Source organism: Nocardioides nitrophenolicus, from assembly GCF_016907515.1.
Classification (GTDB): domain Bacteria; phylum Actinomycetota; class Actinomycetes; order Propionibacteriales; family Nocardioidaceae; genus Nocardioides; species Nocardioides nitrophenolicus.
The window spans coordinates 4,313,916-4,327,471 of the sequence record NZ_JAFBBY010000001.1 but is presented as its reverse complement, the minus strand read 5'-3'; the positions used below and the strand labels follow the sequence as shown (position 1 = coordinate 4,327,471).

Sequence of the window (13,556 nt, the reverse complement as noted above, 5' to 3'; positions counted from 1 at the left end):
GCGGCGCCGCCCGCTCAGATGTCGCTAAAAGACAGGGTTCTGCGGTCGAGATTAGGTGAGCCTAAGTGCTGTGTTAGGGTCACCTCATCCCGAGATGTTGACACTCTGACAGCAAAGAGCACCTGCATGGTCCCGCGCACCACCCGCCTCGCCCGCACCCTCGCCGCCGTCCTCGGCGTGCTCGCCCTCACCGCCTGCGGGCCGGTCCTCGGCGGCGCCCAGGGAGCTGACGAGGAGCGGCCCGGGACCGCCGTGCCCTCGGTCGCCGACGTCACGCCGCTCGACGACCCGCGCTCCTGGCAGGGCGCGGTCGACGTGAACCTGCCCGAGCCCGAGATCCGGCCGATCGAGGAGAACCCGACGCCGACGCTGCCCGCGACGGTGACCGACGCCCAGGGCACCGAGGTGACCGTCGAGGACACCAGCCGGATCCTCGCGCTCGACATCTACGGCACGCTCTCCCAGACCGTCTTCGAGCTGGGCCTCGGCGACAGCATCGTGGGCCGCGACGTGTCGTCGTCGTACGAGGAGATCGAGGACCGGCCCCTGGTCACCCAGAACGGTCACGAGCTCAACGCCGAGGCGATCCTCGAGCTGGACCCCAGCGTGCTCATCACCGACACCTCCCTCGGCCCGTGGAACGTCGTGCTGCAGGTGCGCGACGCCGGCATCCCGGTCGTGGTCGTCGACGGGGAGCGCAGCTTCGACAACCTCGCCTCCCTCACCCAGGAGGTCGCCGCCGCGCTCGGCGTGCCCGAGCAGGGCAAGGCGCTCGGGCAGCGGATCACCGAGGAGGCGGACGCCGTCCGCGCCCAGATCGCGACCGTCGCGCCGACGGACGTGACCGGCCAGCTGCGGACCATCTTCCTGTACGTGCGCGGGCAGGCGAACGTCTACTACATGTTCGGCCGCGGCTCCGGCGCGGACGCCCTGATCTCCGCGGTCGGCGGCTACGACGTCAGCAGCGAGATCGGCTGGGACGGCATGAAGCCGGTCAACGACGAGGGCCTGATCAAGGCGCAGCCCGACGTCGTGGTGATGATGAGCAAGGGCCTCGACTCGGTCGGCGGCGTCGACGGCCTGCTCGACCAGTTCCCCGCGCTGGCGCAGACGCCGGCCGGCGAGAACCGTCGCGTCATCGCCATGGACGACTCCCAGATCCTCAGCTTCGGCCCCCGCACCGCCGACGTCCTCAACGCGCTCGCCGTGGCGCTCTACGCGCCGGACAGCCTGCCGGCCGAGGACCTGCTGTGACCGCGACGGTGCCCGGACCGGCCGTCCGCTCGGAGCCCGCGACCAGCCGCGGGACCGCCGGCACCCGGCACCTCGACCGGCGCCGGCGGCGCCGCGTCGTCCTGCTGTACGCCGGCCTGGGACTCGCCCTGGTCGCCGCGACCCTGGTCGCCGGCGGATCCGGGCAGCTGCAGATCCCGACCGACGAGATCCTCGGCTCGATCGCGCACCGCCTCGGCCTCGACCTCGGGTCGCTGCCGAGCCATCCGCGCGGCGAGTACACGCTCTGGAACGTCCGCTTCTCCCGGATCGCCATGGCCGTCATCGTCGGCGGATCGCTCGCCGTGGCGGGCGCCGCCATGCAGGGCGTCTTCGGCAACCCGCTCGCCGAGCCGAGCGTCGTCGGCGTCTCGTCGGGCGCCGCGGTCGCCGCCGCGATCGCGATCGTGTTCAGCCTGCGCTTCGCCGGCGACTGGTCGATCCCGATCTGCGCCTTCCTCGGCGGCCTGGTCACCACCCTGCTCGTCTACGCCCTCTCCCGCTCCAACGGGCGCACCGAGGTGGTCACCCTGGTCCTCACCGGCATCGCGGTCAACGCCGTCGCCGGCGCACTGCTAGCGCTGCTGATGTTCGTCGGCGACACCCAGGCCCGCGAGTCGATCGTGTTCTGGCAGCTCGGCAGTCTCAACGGCAGCCGCTGGGCCTACGTCGTCGTGGTGGCCCCGCTCGCCGCCGTCGGCGTCGCCGTCGCGCTCGCCTGCGCCCGCAGCCTCGACCTGCTCGCCCTCGGGGAGCGCTCGGCGCGCCACCTCGGCGTCAACGTGGAGCGGCTGCGGGTCCTCCTCATCGTCGTGGTCGCCCTGCTGACCGCGGCCGCGGTCAGCTTCTGCGGCATCGTCGCCTTCGTCGGCCTGGTCGTGCCCCACCTGGTGCGGATGGTCACCGGGCCCGGCCACCGGGTGCTGCTGGTCGCCTCCTTCCTCGCCGGCGCACTGGTGCTGATCTGCGCCGACACGGTCGCGCGCACCGCGGTCGCCTACACCGACCTGCCGCTCGGCATGCTCACCTCGCTGGTCGGCGGGCCGTTCTTCTTCTGGCTGCTGCGCCGCACCCGTCGTACGTCGGGAGGCTGGGCATGACCGCCGCCCTCAGCGCGCACGGGGTCACCCTCAGCTTCGGCCGACGCCCCGTGCTCGACGCGGTCGACCTGGACGTCCGTCGCGGAGAGGTGCTCGCGCTCGTCGGTCCCAATGGCGCCGGCAAGTCCACGCTGCTCTCGGTGCTGGCCGGCGACATCGCCCCCGACGCCGGCACCGTGCGGCTCGAGGGCCGCGCGCTGGGCGAGTGGAGGCTGCGGGAGATGTCGCGCGAGCGATCGGTGCTCACCCAGGAGCACCGGATCTCCTTCCCCTTCCCCGCCGTCGACGTGGTCCGGATGGGCCGGGCGCCCTGGCGCGGGTGCGCCGAGGAGGACGACGACGACCGGGTGGTGGCCGAGGCGATGGCGATCGCCGACATCGAGCACCTCGCCGGGCAGTCCTTCGGGCTGCTCTCCGGCGGGGAGAAGGGCCGCACCTCCTTCGCCCGGGTGCTCGCCCAGCGCACCGGCGTCCTGCTCCTCGACGAGCCGACCGCGGCGCTCGACATCGGACACCAGGAGTCGGTGCTCGCCCAGGCCCGCAGCCAGGCCGCGGCCGGCGCCGCCGTGGTCGTCGTCCTCCACGACCTCAGTCTCGCCGCCGCCTGGTCCGACCGGGTCGCGCTGCTGCACCACGGCCGGGTCGCGGCGGAGGGTGCGCCCGCCGACGTCTTCACCGCACCCCTGCTGAGCCTCGTCTACGACCACCCGATCGACGTCCTGACCCACCCCGGCACCGGCGACCTGCTGGTGCTCGCCGACCGGCGCGCGCTGGTCACCCGGGAGGAGACCGCATGAACCCGAGCTCCCTGACCCGCCGCCTGCTGGGCCTCGCCCTGGTCGCCAGCGGCCTGGTCGGCGTACTGACGGCGACGACGGCCGCGCCCGCCTCGGCGGCGGCCCGGATCAGCGTCACCAACGACCGGGGCACGGCCGCCGCCGACACGAAGTACCGCACCGAGCTGACCATCAAAGGGACCGGCTTCCAGGTGGTCAAGGGCGGCTTCGGCGGCGTGTACCTGATGTTCGGCTGGGTCGACGACGCACGCGGCGGCTCGTGGAAGCCGTCGAAGGGTGGCGTCACCGGCTCCGACTACCGCTACATCCCCGACGGCGAGAACGCCGCCACCAACCAGGGCTACCTGAAGTTCATCGCCTTCCCCGGCAGCTCGACGGCGACCGAGGCCAACGCGGTCCTCGGCAAGAACGGCTCGTTCACGGTCACCCTGACCGTGCCCGGACCGACCTTCCAGAGCGTCGACCGCACCGGCAAGGTGTCGACGGTCGACTGCACCAAGGTCACCTGCGGCGTGATCACCATCGGCGCCCACGGCGTGAAGAGCCCCGCCAACGAGACGTTCACGCCGGTGCGCTTCACCGATGTCTACGAGGCCGCGCCCGCCGGCCCCTCCGATGCGGCCACTCCCCCGCAGACCACGGACCAGTCCGGTACGGCACCGGAGGCGAGCGGCTCGGCAGCGGCCGCGCCGGAGGCGACGGCACCGGAGGCGGGGGCCCCGGCCGCCGCGGGCGCGCCCACGCTGACGACCGACCGGCTCACCGCCAAGGTCGGCAACACCCTCGCCTTCACCGCCACCGGCTTCCGGCCCGGCGAGCAGGTGCTCGGCGTCCTCGACGACGGCGTCGCCGGCATCGGCCCGATGATCGCCGGGCCCTCCGGCGAGGTGGCCGGCATCCTGCCCCTGCCCGCCGACCTGGCGGCCGGCACCCACGAGCTCCGGCTCACCGGGGCCGCGACCGGCGGCCAGGCCACCGAGCGCTTCGCCGTCCGGCCGGCCGACGCGACCCCCGGCGACCAGGACGCCGTCGCCGCCGACTCCGAGGAGGACGCGAGCGCGAGCCGGGTCTTCCTGGTCCTCGCCGGCTGCCTCTTCCTGCTGGCGCTGGGCGGGCTCGCCGTCCGGCTGCTGCTGCGCCGGCGTACGACCGCGGGAGCCGCGGCATGAGGCGGGTGCTCGCGGTCCTGCTCGCCGTGTGCTGCCTCGTGCTCGGCGCCGGGGCGCTGGTGTCCGCGGCGACGGCGGCCGACGAGCCGACCGAGACCCCGACCGAGACCCCGACCGAGACCCCGACCGAGACCCCGACCGAACCCACGAGCGAACCCACGAGCGAACCCACGACCGATCCCGCCCGGACGGTCACGAACGCCGAGCTCCGATGGGGCGTCAACGACGAGAGCAACAACCGCGCCTTCGCGCCGGGCACCTTCAACTTCCTCTCGGCCGGCAAGGCTCCCGACCCGGGCAAGGGAGGTCAGGTCATCAACGCCGAGGGCAAGTGGCCCACGACCGGCGCCGTCGCCTGGCAGGCGTCGAGCGGCGCGGTGCGGATCGAGAAGATCACGACCTCGGGACGCAGGCAGGCCGACCTCGCCGGCCTGAAGACGGACCGCTACGGCGCCGAGCTCGGCAGCGCGACGAGCGGCCGGTTCAGCGAGCACGAGGTCGTCATCACCGGCGGTTCCGGCCAGGTCGATGCGGCTGCGGGCACGGCCCGGATCTCCTGGAGCGGGGCGTTCACGCTCTTCTACTACTCCGGGATGACCTTCTTCAGCCTCAGCGATCCCGTCCTCACCGTCGATAACGGCACAGCCACCATCGCCGCGACAGCGACCGGCTTCGCCAGCTCGATGGAGGACCAGACGAAGTGGGAGCCACTCACCCCGGAGCAGGTCACCATCGCCGTTCTCGACGGCATCGGGACAGCCCAGCTGTCGGAGGCGCTGGGCTTCACCTCCACGCCCCGGTACCTCGGTGTGGACGTCCGGGGCACCTACCCGCAGGTCGAAGGACCGTACTTCGGCGCCTTCCCCGCGCGCTTCCTGGAGTTCGTCGAGAAGGCCGGCTCGGCCGCCTATTGGTACTCCTCCGGCGGCGCCGGGGATGCCTACAAGGTCGCGAAACCCGTGACGATCAGCTGGGACGCCGGTAGCGCGATCCTGCCGGACGTGCCTGCCGTGGCGCCGCCCAAGGCCGGCAAGGAGCCGAAGAACAAGGCGGGCAAGAAGCCTCCGGCCGCGTCGCCCTCGGGTGCTTCCGCGCCCGTGGCCCAGTCCGCCGCTCCCGCCCTACCTCGTCAGGTCCTGGCGACGGCGGCAGGAGCGCCTGAAGCCGGGGCCCTCCCGACGACCCGCTACCAACCGCCCGTCGCCTACGCCCTCACCTCCGCCCCCGCCTCCGCGGAGCCGACCGGTCCGACCGGTCGCGCCTGGGAGTGGGTCCTCGGATCCCTCCTCCTGCTGGGAGCCGTCGGACTCACCCTGTCCACCCCCTTGATGAGAATCCTGAAAGGAAACCGATGAAGAGCGCACGTAGAGGCATCGCCGGCATCGCCGCCGCTGCTCTCACCGCCACCGGACTGTCCGTCCTCGGCGTCGCCACCGCATCCTCCGCACACGCGGCGGAGGTGAGCGTCGACGACGCCGTCTTCCGCTGGGGCATCAACAAGGAGGCGGGCAGCGCGGGCTTCGCTCCCGGCACCTGGAACCTGATGTCGGCCGGCAAGATCGGCAACCCGGGCGCCGGTGGCGCGACGCTGACCTCCGCCAACAACGGAGCGACCTGGACCAACGGCGCCGCGGCGAACTGGACGAACACCGCGGGCAATGTCACTATCGAGGACCTCCAGGTCGGCGGCGGCTACGCCCCCACCAGCTTCAACGGCACCCGTCAGGACACGACCGGCACCAACGGCACGACCGGCAATGGCGTGTACGGCGAGAACGAGCTGGTCTTCCGCCAGGGCACGGGCACCCTCGACCCGGTTGCCAACACCGCGTCGATCCAGTGGGACGGCGACGCGACCGTCATCTACTACTCGGGCATGACCTTCTTCTACGTGTCCGACCCCGAGCTCACGGTCGCGGCCGACGGCAGCGGCACCGTGACCGCCACGCTCAGCGGCTACGCCACCTCGCAGACGGACATGACCCAGTGGAGCCCGCTCCCGGAGGCCGAGGTCACGCTGGCGACGCTCACCGACGTGGAGGTCACCGAGGACGGACTCACCGTCACGCCCGACTACCTCGGCGTCGAGTACGACGCCCCCGCGGGCGCGGCACCGCAGGCCGGCACTCCGGCGAACCTGGGCTCCTTCCCGCAGGGCTTCGTCGACTGGGTGCAGCAGACCGGCGGCGGTCCGTACTGGTACTCCACCGGTGGCGCGGCTGACGTCCGCAAGCCCGCCCTGCCGCTCTCGGTCTCGTTCGCCGACGCCCCGGCTGTCTCCCTGTCGGCGGAGTCCGTCCCCACTACGGGCGAGCACCAGGTCACGGTGACCGGCACCGGCTTCGACCCGGCCCTGTCGGCCGCGCCGGCGAACCCGTCGGGCCTCTCGAGCGGCGGCGTCTACGTGGCCCTCGGCCGCTTCTCCAACGTGTGGCGGCCCTCGGGCAGCGGTACGGGACGTGACAACCTCACCCAGAAGTGGGCCCTCCCCCCGGCCGACCACACCAACCCGGCGCTCGCCGCGCAGGCCGGCAGCCTCATCCCGCTCGACGCGACCGGACGATTCGAGGTGACGTTCACGGTGTCGAAGGCCGCGTTCGACGCCTTCGCCGCCAACCCCGGCGGTCTGACCGGCGTGTTCACCTTCACCCGCAAGACCGACCTGCCGTCCTTCGAGACCTACTCGCCGATCTCCTTCGCCGACCCGGCCACGGAGCCCCAGCCCGAGACCAAGCCCCAGCCGCAGCCGGCCCCCTCGGCCACCCTCGCGGTGACCAAGAAGCCCAACGCCAAGGGCAAGAAGGGCTCGGTCACCATCACCTCCACCGGTCTCGCCGGGCAGCAGGTGACGGTCGTGGTCAAGCAGACCAAGCCCAAGGCGAAGGGCAAGAAGGCGAAGAAGAAGGCCACCAAGACCATCACGGTGACCGTCGACGCCTCGGGGACCACGACGGTGGCCCTGCCGAAGCTGGCTCCGGGCAAGCACACCGTGACCGTGACCTACCCGGGTGGCTCGTCGGTCACCAAGGTGAAGGTCAAGGCCAAGCGCTGATCCATCTCGCGGCAGGGCCGCCGGTCCCCCGGGCTGGCGGTCCTGCCGTGTCACACCTCAGGTCCCGTCTCCCCGGAAGCCTAGAATCGAACCGTGCCGAAGATCGCCGCTCCGACCGTGCCTGCCCATCGTGACCTGGTCCGACGCAGGATCTTCGACGCCTTCGCGACGCTGATGGACGAGCGGTCCTTCGACGCGATCACGATGGCGCAGATCGCGGCCCGCGCCGACATCGGGCGGACCGCGATCTACCACCACTTCCGCGACAAGGAGGCGGTCGTGGTCGCCTTCGCGACCGAGGAGACGCAGCACTACCTCGCCGACCTGCGCCGCGACCTGGCGCTGGTGCCGGATCCGGTCGCGAAGATCCGGGTCTACCTGCGCCACCAGCTGCAGGCCGGCCAGCAGTTCCACACCGGGATGGGCGGGATCCTCTACCACCTGCTCTCGGAGGAGGCGATGGAGAAGATCCACGACCACGTCGCCGCGGTGGAGGAGGTGCTCGAGGAGATCCTCGACCAGGGCATCGCCGAGGGCGCCTTCCGGGTCTCGGACCGCAAGTCCGCGATCTCGCTGCTGCACGCCGCCCTCGCCACCCGCCAGCTGCCGCTCGCCGCGGTCGAGGAGTTCGTGCTCCGCGGCCTGGGACACATGAGTTGACAGGTCGTCACCAACCGTCGCCCCTGGAAGTTAGGCAAACCTAAGAAAAATCGCGCTCCACGTCTTGACAGGCGACCTCCATCTTCCTGACACTTAGTCAGCAAGATGTCGTCACCACGATTCGCCGTCTCCCGAGGAGCTGCCGCCATGTCCGTCGCCACCACCGTCCGCGACGAGGACCTGACCCTGTCGAGCGCCATGCGCGAGGGCTCGCGCGCCGAGCACGAGGCCGCCGAGGGGTCGACGTTCATGGCCGAGCTGCTCGAGGGCAGGCTCACCGCCGAGGCGTACGCCGACCTGCTGCTCCGCCTGCGCCGCGTCTACGCCGCCCTCGAGGAGGTCCTCGCCGCGCACCGTGACGACGCGATCGTCGCCGCCGTCCACGACCCGGCCCTCGACCGTCTCGCCGCGATCGACGCCGACCTCGCCCACTGGGCCCCCGGCGTGGACCCCGAGTCCGTCGACTCCCCCGCCGCCACGGCGTACGTCGAGCGGATCCGGGCCGGCGCCGCCTGGGGCGGCCTGCTGGTCGCGCACCACTACACCCGCTACCTCGGCGACCTCTCCGGCGGCCAGGTGATCGGCCGGGTGCTGCAGCGCACCTTCGACCTGCCCGAGGACACCGGCGTGCGCTTCTACGACTTCCCGGAGATCCCCAAGCCGAAGCCCTACAAGGACGGCTACCGCGCGCGCCTCGACGGCCTCGAGCTGTCGCCGGCCGAGGTCGCGCGCGTGGTCGACGAGGTCAGGGCGGTCTTCGGCCTCAACCAGGCCCTGTTCGACGAGCTGGGCGGGCAGATCGAGCGCTACCGCGCGGCCTGAGCGTCGGCGGGCCAGCGCCGCTGTAACACGCTGTCCACCCGACTCCCCGGCGCCTTTCCGCAGAAATCAGCCTGGAAACGGCCGGAATCTGCTGAGAACCGGCGGGTAGAGGAGCGGACAGCGTGTTACATGCCGACCCGCCCGGCGCCGCGCGTGCAGCAGGCCGCGGACAGCGTCAGCCTCCGACCGCCTCCGGAGCGTCGGCGGCGCCGAGGCGCGATCCGACCCGGCGCCGCAGGAAGTGCACCGCGTGCTCGACCGCGGCCTCGTGGCACGGCTTGCCGGCGAACAGGTCGAAGTGGTCGCCCGGGTAGTGGCGGACCTCGGCCCGCCCCGCGACCGCCGCCCTCATGGTGGCGTGCGGCGGCGCACTGCGGTCGAAGTCGGCGACCTGCACCAGCCACGGGACGTCCAGCCGGGCCGCGGCCTTGGCAGGGGCCCGGCTGCCGAGCTCGAGGACGACGTCCGCCGCGATCTCGTTGCGCCAGGTGGGGCCGGCGATCGCCAGGTAGTCCTCGTAGGCACCCGGCAGGGTGAGCGCGCCGGGCTCGCCGGGATGCGCCACGACGGGCATCATCACGGGCGCCCGGCCGGCCCTGCGTCGTACGGCGCTCGCGAGGCCGCGCCCGGTCGAGGCGAGCAGCTGTCCGGCGCTGTGGTGCCGGGTGGCGAGCCGGGCGGCGGCCAGGCCGTCGACCATCGGCACGACCGAGACGACGGCCACGATGTCGGAGCGCTCGGCCGCGACCGAGACGACGTGTCCGCCGGCGAGCGAGACGCCCCACAGGACCACGCGACGGACGTCCACGCCGGGCAGCCGCGTCGCCGCGGCGACGGCGGCGTGCAGGTCGGCGACCTGACCCGCGAGCGAGACGACCTGGCGCGGCTCGCCGGCGGCGACCTCGGAGGCGCCGAAGCCGCGGTAGTCGAAGGTGACCGCGTGCAGACCCGCGGCGGCGAAGGCCTCGGCGAACGGGAACAGGCCGGCGTCCTGGGTGCCGGCGAGCCCGTGCGCGAGGACGACGACGGGCGCGCCGTCAGGACCCGCGAAGTGCGTCGCCGCGCAGCGCACGCCGTCGGAGTCGAAGGAGAAGGTGGTGCTCATGCCGGGCTCCCGTAGATGCTCTGGATCCAGATGTGGGTGATCGCGTCGATGTGCGCCTCCCGCTCGGGCGCGACGCCGAGGACGTGGCGCTCGACGCCGTGGTCGTTGAGGTCGAGCAGCACGGCGGCGAGCACGTGCGCGTCGACGCCCTGGGGCGCGCGGCCCGTCGCCCGCTCCCGCCCGATCATCTCGGCCGTCATCTCGGCGAACTCCGCGCGGCCCGCGTCCCACAGCTCGCGGACGGCGGGGCTGGTGGCTCGCGCCTCGAGCAGCGCGCGGTAGGTGTGGGGCGTCCGGTCGACCGAGTCGAACAGGGTCGCCACCACCCGGCGGATCCGGTCGCGGGGCTCGCCCTCGGCCTTGACCAGCAGGTCGGTGGCGTCGGAGGCGTCGTCGTACAGCTCGGCCATCAGGGCCAGGACGGCGGTCGCCTTGCTCTCGAAGTAGAAGTAGAACGCCGACCGGGTCACCCCCGCGCGGCGGGAGATCTCGGCGACGTTGACCTCCTCGAGCGTCTGCTCGCGCAGCAGCTCGTCGAGGGCCGCCAGCAGCGCGGCCCGGCGCTGGTCGCCGCGGTTGACGCTGCGGCGGTCGACCATCCGCGCCCACAGCCGCTCGTCGCTCATCGCAACGCTCCGTTCGCCCGGGCCAGGCCGGCCGGGATCTCCTTGACCCGCAGGTCGTGCTCGTAGAGGAAGTAGTCGAGCTGCTGGGTGTGCCGCGGGCGCTGCACCATGTGGGCGGTGTACTTGTGCTGGTCCTCGTCGATGACCCGCTCCATCTCCGCCTCGTCCGGCGGCGCGTAGCGGCCGACCAGCCAGGCCGCCACCAGCCGGGTCTGGCACTCGACGAACGGGAACAGGGTCGGCGTGGCCTGGGCGAAGCCGACGAACGCGAGGTCGTCGATGCCGGGCTTGAAGATCCGCTTGTAGAGCCGGATGTGGTTCTCCGGCGCGCTGACCAGGTCCTCGTCGAAGAACGGGAAGGTGATGTTGTAGCCGGTCGCGTGGACGACCACGTCGAAGTCCTCGGCGGTGCCGTCGGCGAAGTGGACCGTCGTACCGTCGAAGCTGTCGATGTCGCCCTTGGCGCGCAGGTCGCCGGACCCGAGCCGCAGCGGCAGCTCCACCGACTGCGTGGGGTGCGCCTCGAAGAACCTGTGGTTGGGCGTCGGCAGGCCGTAGTCCTCGGGCCGCCCGGCGGTCATCGGCTGCATGATCTGGACGAACCTGCGCTGCCACGCGAACGGGATGTGCGGCGAGGTCTTGTAGTACTTGTCGGCCGGCTTGCCGGCGAAGTACTTCGGCACGATCCACGCGCTGCTGCGGGTGGAGATGACGACCTCGTTGTCGAGCGTCCTGCTGGACAGCTCGACCGCGATGTCGGCGGCGCTGTTGCCGAGGCCGATGATGAGGATCCGCTTGCCCGTCAGGTCGTACGGCGTACGCGGGTCGATGTAGGCGTGCGAGTGCATCGTCAGCCCGGTGAACTCCCCCGGCTTGTCGGCGAAGCGCGGGTCCCAGTGGTGCCCGTTGGCGACGACGAGCACGTCGAAGCGGCGGGTGCCGGTGCGCCGAGTCTCCAGCTCCCAGCCGCCCTCGGGGTGGCGCCGGGCGTGCACGACGCCGTTCTCGAACTCGATGCGCCGGCGCAGGTCGAAGGCGTCGGCGTAGGAGTCGAGGTACTCCTTGACCTGGGTGTGGTGGGGGAAGTCGGGATAGTGCTCCGGCATCGGGAAGTCCTTGAAGGACAGCTGATGCTTGGACGTGTCGATGTGCAGCGAGCGGTAGGCGCTGCTGTGCCCGTTGGGGTTGCCGAACGCCCAGTTGCCCCCGACCCGGTCCGAGGACTCGAAGGTCGCGAAATCCAGGCCGTAGTCGGCCAGCATCTTGCTCGTCGTGAGCCCGCTGATGCCGGCTCCGATGACGGCGACGGTGGGTCGGTGCATCCGACGTCCTCCTTGACAGATCACGGTGACCGGCGTCACATTAGGCCGGTCATTTGACACGTGTCAACAAACTCAGACGAACGTCAGGAGCAGGGCCATGCAGGTATCGGTCGTCATCGGCGGCGCGTCGGGGATCGGGGCGGCCACCGCCCAGGTGCTGCGCGCGGCCGGCCATCGCGTGGTCGTCGCGGACCTGCCCGGCACGCCGGCCGACGCCGTCGTCGACGTCACCGACGAGGCCTCGGTCGAGGCGCTCTTCGACGGGGTCCTCGCCGAGCACGGCACGCTGCACGGCGTGGTCAACTGCGCCGGTGTGAGCACCCTGGCGCGGGTCGTCGACCACGACGTCGCCGAGTGGCGCCGAGTCGTCGACGTCTGCCTGACCGGCGCCTTCCTGGTCCTGAAGCATGCCGGGCGCCGGGTTGCCGACGGCGGCTCGCTGGTGTCGCTGTCCTCGCTCAACGCCCGGCAGCCCGGCACCGGTCTCGCGGCGTACTGCGCGGCCAAGGCCGGTCTGGTCGCGCTCACCGAGGTGACCGCGCTGGAGCTCGGTCCGCGCGGGGTGCGGGTCAACGCGGTCGCGCCCGGGCTGGTCGTCACGCCGCTGACCGCGCCCGCGATGGACATCCCCGGCGTGCGCGAGGACTACCTCGCCAACACCGCACTCGGCCGCCCCGGCGAGCCGCTCGAGATCGCCGCCGCCATCCGCTTCCTGCTCTCCGACGACGCGCGCTGGATCACCGGGGAGACCCTCGACATCAACGGCGGCGCCCACCTCAACCGCTATCCCGACCTGGTCGGGCTGGTGGAGAAGGCGTTCTCGTGAGGACCGCGATCGTCACCGGCGGCGGCTCCGGCATCGGCGCCGCGCTGGTCCGGGCCCTGGTCGCCGACGGCGCGTACGTCGTGTGCGCGGACCTGGACCCCGAGGCGGCGGCGCTGGTCTCCGGGTCCGCCGGCGGACCGGGGACGGCCGTCGCCCGCCAGGTCGACGTCACCTCGGCGGAGTCCGTCGAGGCGGCCGTGGCGGCCGTGGTCGAGGAGCACGGCCGGCTCGACCTGATGGTCAACAACGCCGGCATCACCTGGCTCGGCGCCACCGAGTCGCTGACCCTGGCGCAGTGGGACGCGATCATCGACGTCAACGTCCGCGGCGTCGTGCACGGCGTGCATGCGGCCTACCCACGGATGATCCGCCAGCGCGGCGGGCACATCGTCAACACCGCGTCGATGGGTGGGCTGATGGCGGCGGGGCTGATGACGTCGTACGTCACCACCAAGCACGCCGTCGTCGGCCTCTCCCTCGCGCTGCGCACCGAGGCCGCCGCGCACGGCGTCGGCGTCACCGTGGTCTGCCCGGCCGCCGTCGACACCCCGATCCTCGACAAGGGCGAGATCGGGCCGTTCAAGGGCCGCGACTTCTACCTCGAGGGCCAGGGCGTCAAGCACCCCGTCGACCCCGACGTGCTCGCCCGCCGGGTGCTCGCCGCCGTCGCCGCGGACGAGGCGATCGTGGTCGAGCCGCGGCAGGCCCGGGTCGCGTGGCGGATCGGCCGGCTGGCACCGGTGCTGGTGAACCGGATGGCGACCAGGTTCGTCGCCAGGCAGCGGGCCCGGGTCGGCTGAGCTGG

General features: G+C 72.3%; 13 protein-coding genes. 10 read left to right on the top strand and 3 right to left on the bottom strand.

Features of this window, described 5'->3' with window-relative positions:
- Positions 1-126: 126 nt before the first annotated feature.
- From JOD66_RS20825 to JOD66_RS20790, 8 genes are all read left to right on the top strand, one after another.
- Positions 127-1,254 (top strand): heme/hemin ABC transporter substrate-binding protein, encoded by a 1,128-nt coding sequence (locus JOD66_RS20825; protein WP_204838718.1) that lies wholly within the window; start codon positions 127-129, stop codon positions 1,252-1,254.
- On the top strand, positions 1,251-2,372 hold the full coding sequence (locus JOD66_RS20820; RefSeq protein ID WP_307823633.1) for a FecCD family ABC transporter permease: 1,122 nt from the start codon (positions 1,251-1,253) through the stop codon (positions 2,370-2,372). Before JOD66_RS20825 ends, JOD66_RS20820 begins: the two co-directional genes overlap by 4 nt.
- Positions 2,369-3,169 (top strand): heme ABC transporter ATP-binding protein, encoded by an 801-nt coding sequence (locus JOD66_RS20815; RefSeq protein ID WP_204838717.1) that lies wholly within the window; start codon positions 2,369-2,371, stop codon positions 3,167-3,169. Before JOD66_RS20820 ends, JOD66_RS20815 begins: the two co-directional genes overlap by 4 nt.
- On the top strand, positions 3,166-4,338 hold the full coding sequence (locus JOD66_RS20810; RefSeq protein WP_204838716.1) for a hypothetical protein: 1,173 nt from the start codon (positions 3,166-3,168) through the stop codon (positions 4,336-4,338). The genes JOD66_RS20815 and JOD66_RS20810 overlap by 4 nt, the downstream gene beginning before the upstream one ends.
- Positions 4,335-5,693: a hypothetical protein gene (locus JOD66_RS20805; protein ID WP_204838715.1), complete on the top strand. Its 1,359-nt coding sequence runs from the start codon at positions 4,335-4,337 to the stop codon at positions 5,691-5,693. The genes JOD66_RS20810 and JOD66_RS20805 overlap by 4 nt, the downstream gene beginning before the upstream one ends.
- Positions 5,690-7,390 (top strand): hypothetical protein, encoded by a 1,701-nt coding sequence (locus JOD66_RS20800; RefSeq protein WP_204838714.1) that lies wholly within the window; start codon positions 5,690-5,692, stop codon positions 7,388-7,390. The genes JOD66_RS20805 and JOD66_RS20800 overlap by 4 nt, the downstream gene beginning before the upstream one ends.
- 93 nt (positions 7,391-7,483) lie before the next feature.
- Positions 7,484-8,050 (top strand): TetR/AcrR family transcriptional regulator, encoded by a 567-nt coding sequence (locus tag JOD66_RS20795; protein WP_204838713.1) that lies wholly within the window; start codon positions 7,484-7,486, stop codon positions 8,048-8,050.
- A 147-nt stretch (positions 8,051-8,197) separates the two neighbouring features.
- Positions 8,198-8,872, top strand: a complete 675-nt coding sequence (locus JOD66_RS20790) for a biliverdin-producing heme oxygenase (RefSeq protein WP_204838712.1) — start codon at positions 8,198-8,200, stop codon at positions 8,870-8,872.
- Between the two features lie 175 nt (positions 8,873-9,047).
- Here JOD66_RS20790 and JOD66_RS20785 read toward each other — a convergent pair whose 3' ends face one another.
- Genes JOD66_RS20785 through JOD66_RS20775 form a run of 3 tightly spaced genes read right to left on the bottom strand, consistent with a single transcriptional unit; the run spans position 9,048 to position 11,925 of the window.
- On the bottom strand, positions 9,048-9,977 hold the full coding sequence (locus JOD66_RS20785; RefSeq protein WP_204838711.1) for an alpha/beta hydrolase: 930 nt from the start codon (positions 9,975-9,977) through the stop codon (positions 9,048-9,050).
- Positions 9,974-10,603 carry a TetR/AcrR family transcriptional regulator gene (locus JOD66_RS20780; RefSeq protein WP_204838710.1) on the bottom strand — a complete coding sequence of 210 codons (630 nt, stop codon included), beginning with the start codon at positions 10,601-10,603 and terminating at the stop codon, positions 9,974-9,976. The genes JOD66_RS20785 and JOD66_RS20780 overlap by 4 nt, the downstream gene beginning before the upstream one ends.
- Complete coding sequence (locus JOD66_RS20775) at positions 10,600-11,925, bottom strand: flavin-containing monooxygenase (protein WP_204838709.1); 1,326 nt, start codon at positions 11,923-11,925, stop codon at positions 10,600-10,602. Before JOD66_RS20775 ends, JOD66_RS20780 begins: the two co-directional genes overlap by 4 nt.
- Before the next feature lie 97 nt (positions 11,926-12,022).
- Here JOD66_RS20775 and JOD66_RS20770 point away from each other — a divergent pair, with 97 nt between their 5' ends.
- Positions 12,023-12,751, top strand: a complete 729-nt coding sequence (locus JOD66_RS20770; RefSeq protein WP_204838708.1) for an SDR family NAD(P)-dependent oxidoreductase — start codon at positions 12,023-12,025, stop codon at positions 12,749-12,751.
- Positions 12,748-13,551, top strand: a complete 804-nt coding sequence (locus JOD66_RS20765) for an SDR family NAD(P)-dependent oxidoreductase (RefSeq protein WP_204838707.1) — start codon at positions 12,748-12,750, stop codon at positions 13,549-13,551. Before JOD66_RS20770 ends, JOD66_RS20765 begins: the two co-directional genes overlap by 4 nt.
- The last annotated feature ends 5 nt before the right edge of the window (positions 13,552-13,556 follow it).

Excerpts from the sequence above, each read along its gene's own strand:
- JOD66_RS20785 (WP_204838711.1), bottom strand. The coding sequence starts at position 9,977 with ATGAGCACCACCTTCTCCTTCGACTCCGACGGCGTGCGCTGCGCGGCG.
- JOD66_RS20815 (WP_204838717.1), top strand. The coding sequence starts at position 2,369 with ATGACCGCCGCCCTCAGCGCGCACGGGGTCACCCTCAGCTTCGGCCGA.
- JOD66_RS20775 (WP_204838709.1), bottom strand. The coding sequence starts at position 11,925 with ATGCACCGACCCACCGTCGCCGTCATCGGAGCCGGCATCAGCGGGCTC.
- JOD66_RS20790 (WP_204838712.1), top strand. The coding sequence starts at position 8,198 with ATGTCCGTCGCCACCACCGTCCGCGACGAGGACCTGACCCTGTCGAGC.
- JOD66_RS20780 (WP_204838710.1), bottom strand. The coding sequence starts at position 10,603 with ATGAGCGACGAGCGGCTGTGGGCGCGGATGGTCGACCGCCGCAGCGTC.
- JOD66_RS20805 (WP_204838715.1), top strand. The coding sequence starts at position 4,335 with ATGAGGCGGGTGCTCGCGGTCCTGCTCGCCGTGTGCTGCCTCGTGCTC.
- JOD66_RS20800 (WP_204838714.1), top strand. The coding sequence starts at position 5,690 with ATGAAGAGCGCACGTAGAGGCATCGCCGGCATCGCCGCCGCTGCTCTC.
- JOD66_RS20770 (WP_204838708.1), top strand. The coding sequence starts at position 12,023 with ATGCAGGTATCGGTCGTCATCGGCGGCGCGTCGGGGATCGGGGCGGCC.
- JOD66_RS20810 (WP_204838716.1), top strand. The coding sequence starts at position 3,166 with ATGAACCCGAGCTCCCTGACCCGCCGCCTGCTGGGCCTCGCCCTGGTC.
- JOD66_RS20825 (WP_204838718.1), top strand. The coding sequence starts at position 127 with ATGGTCCCGCGCACCACCCGCCTCGCCCGCACCCTCGCCGCCGTCCTC.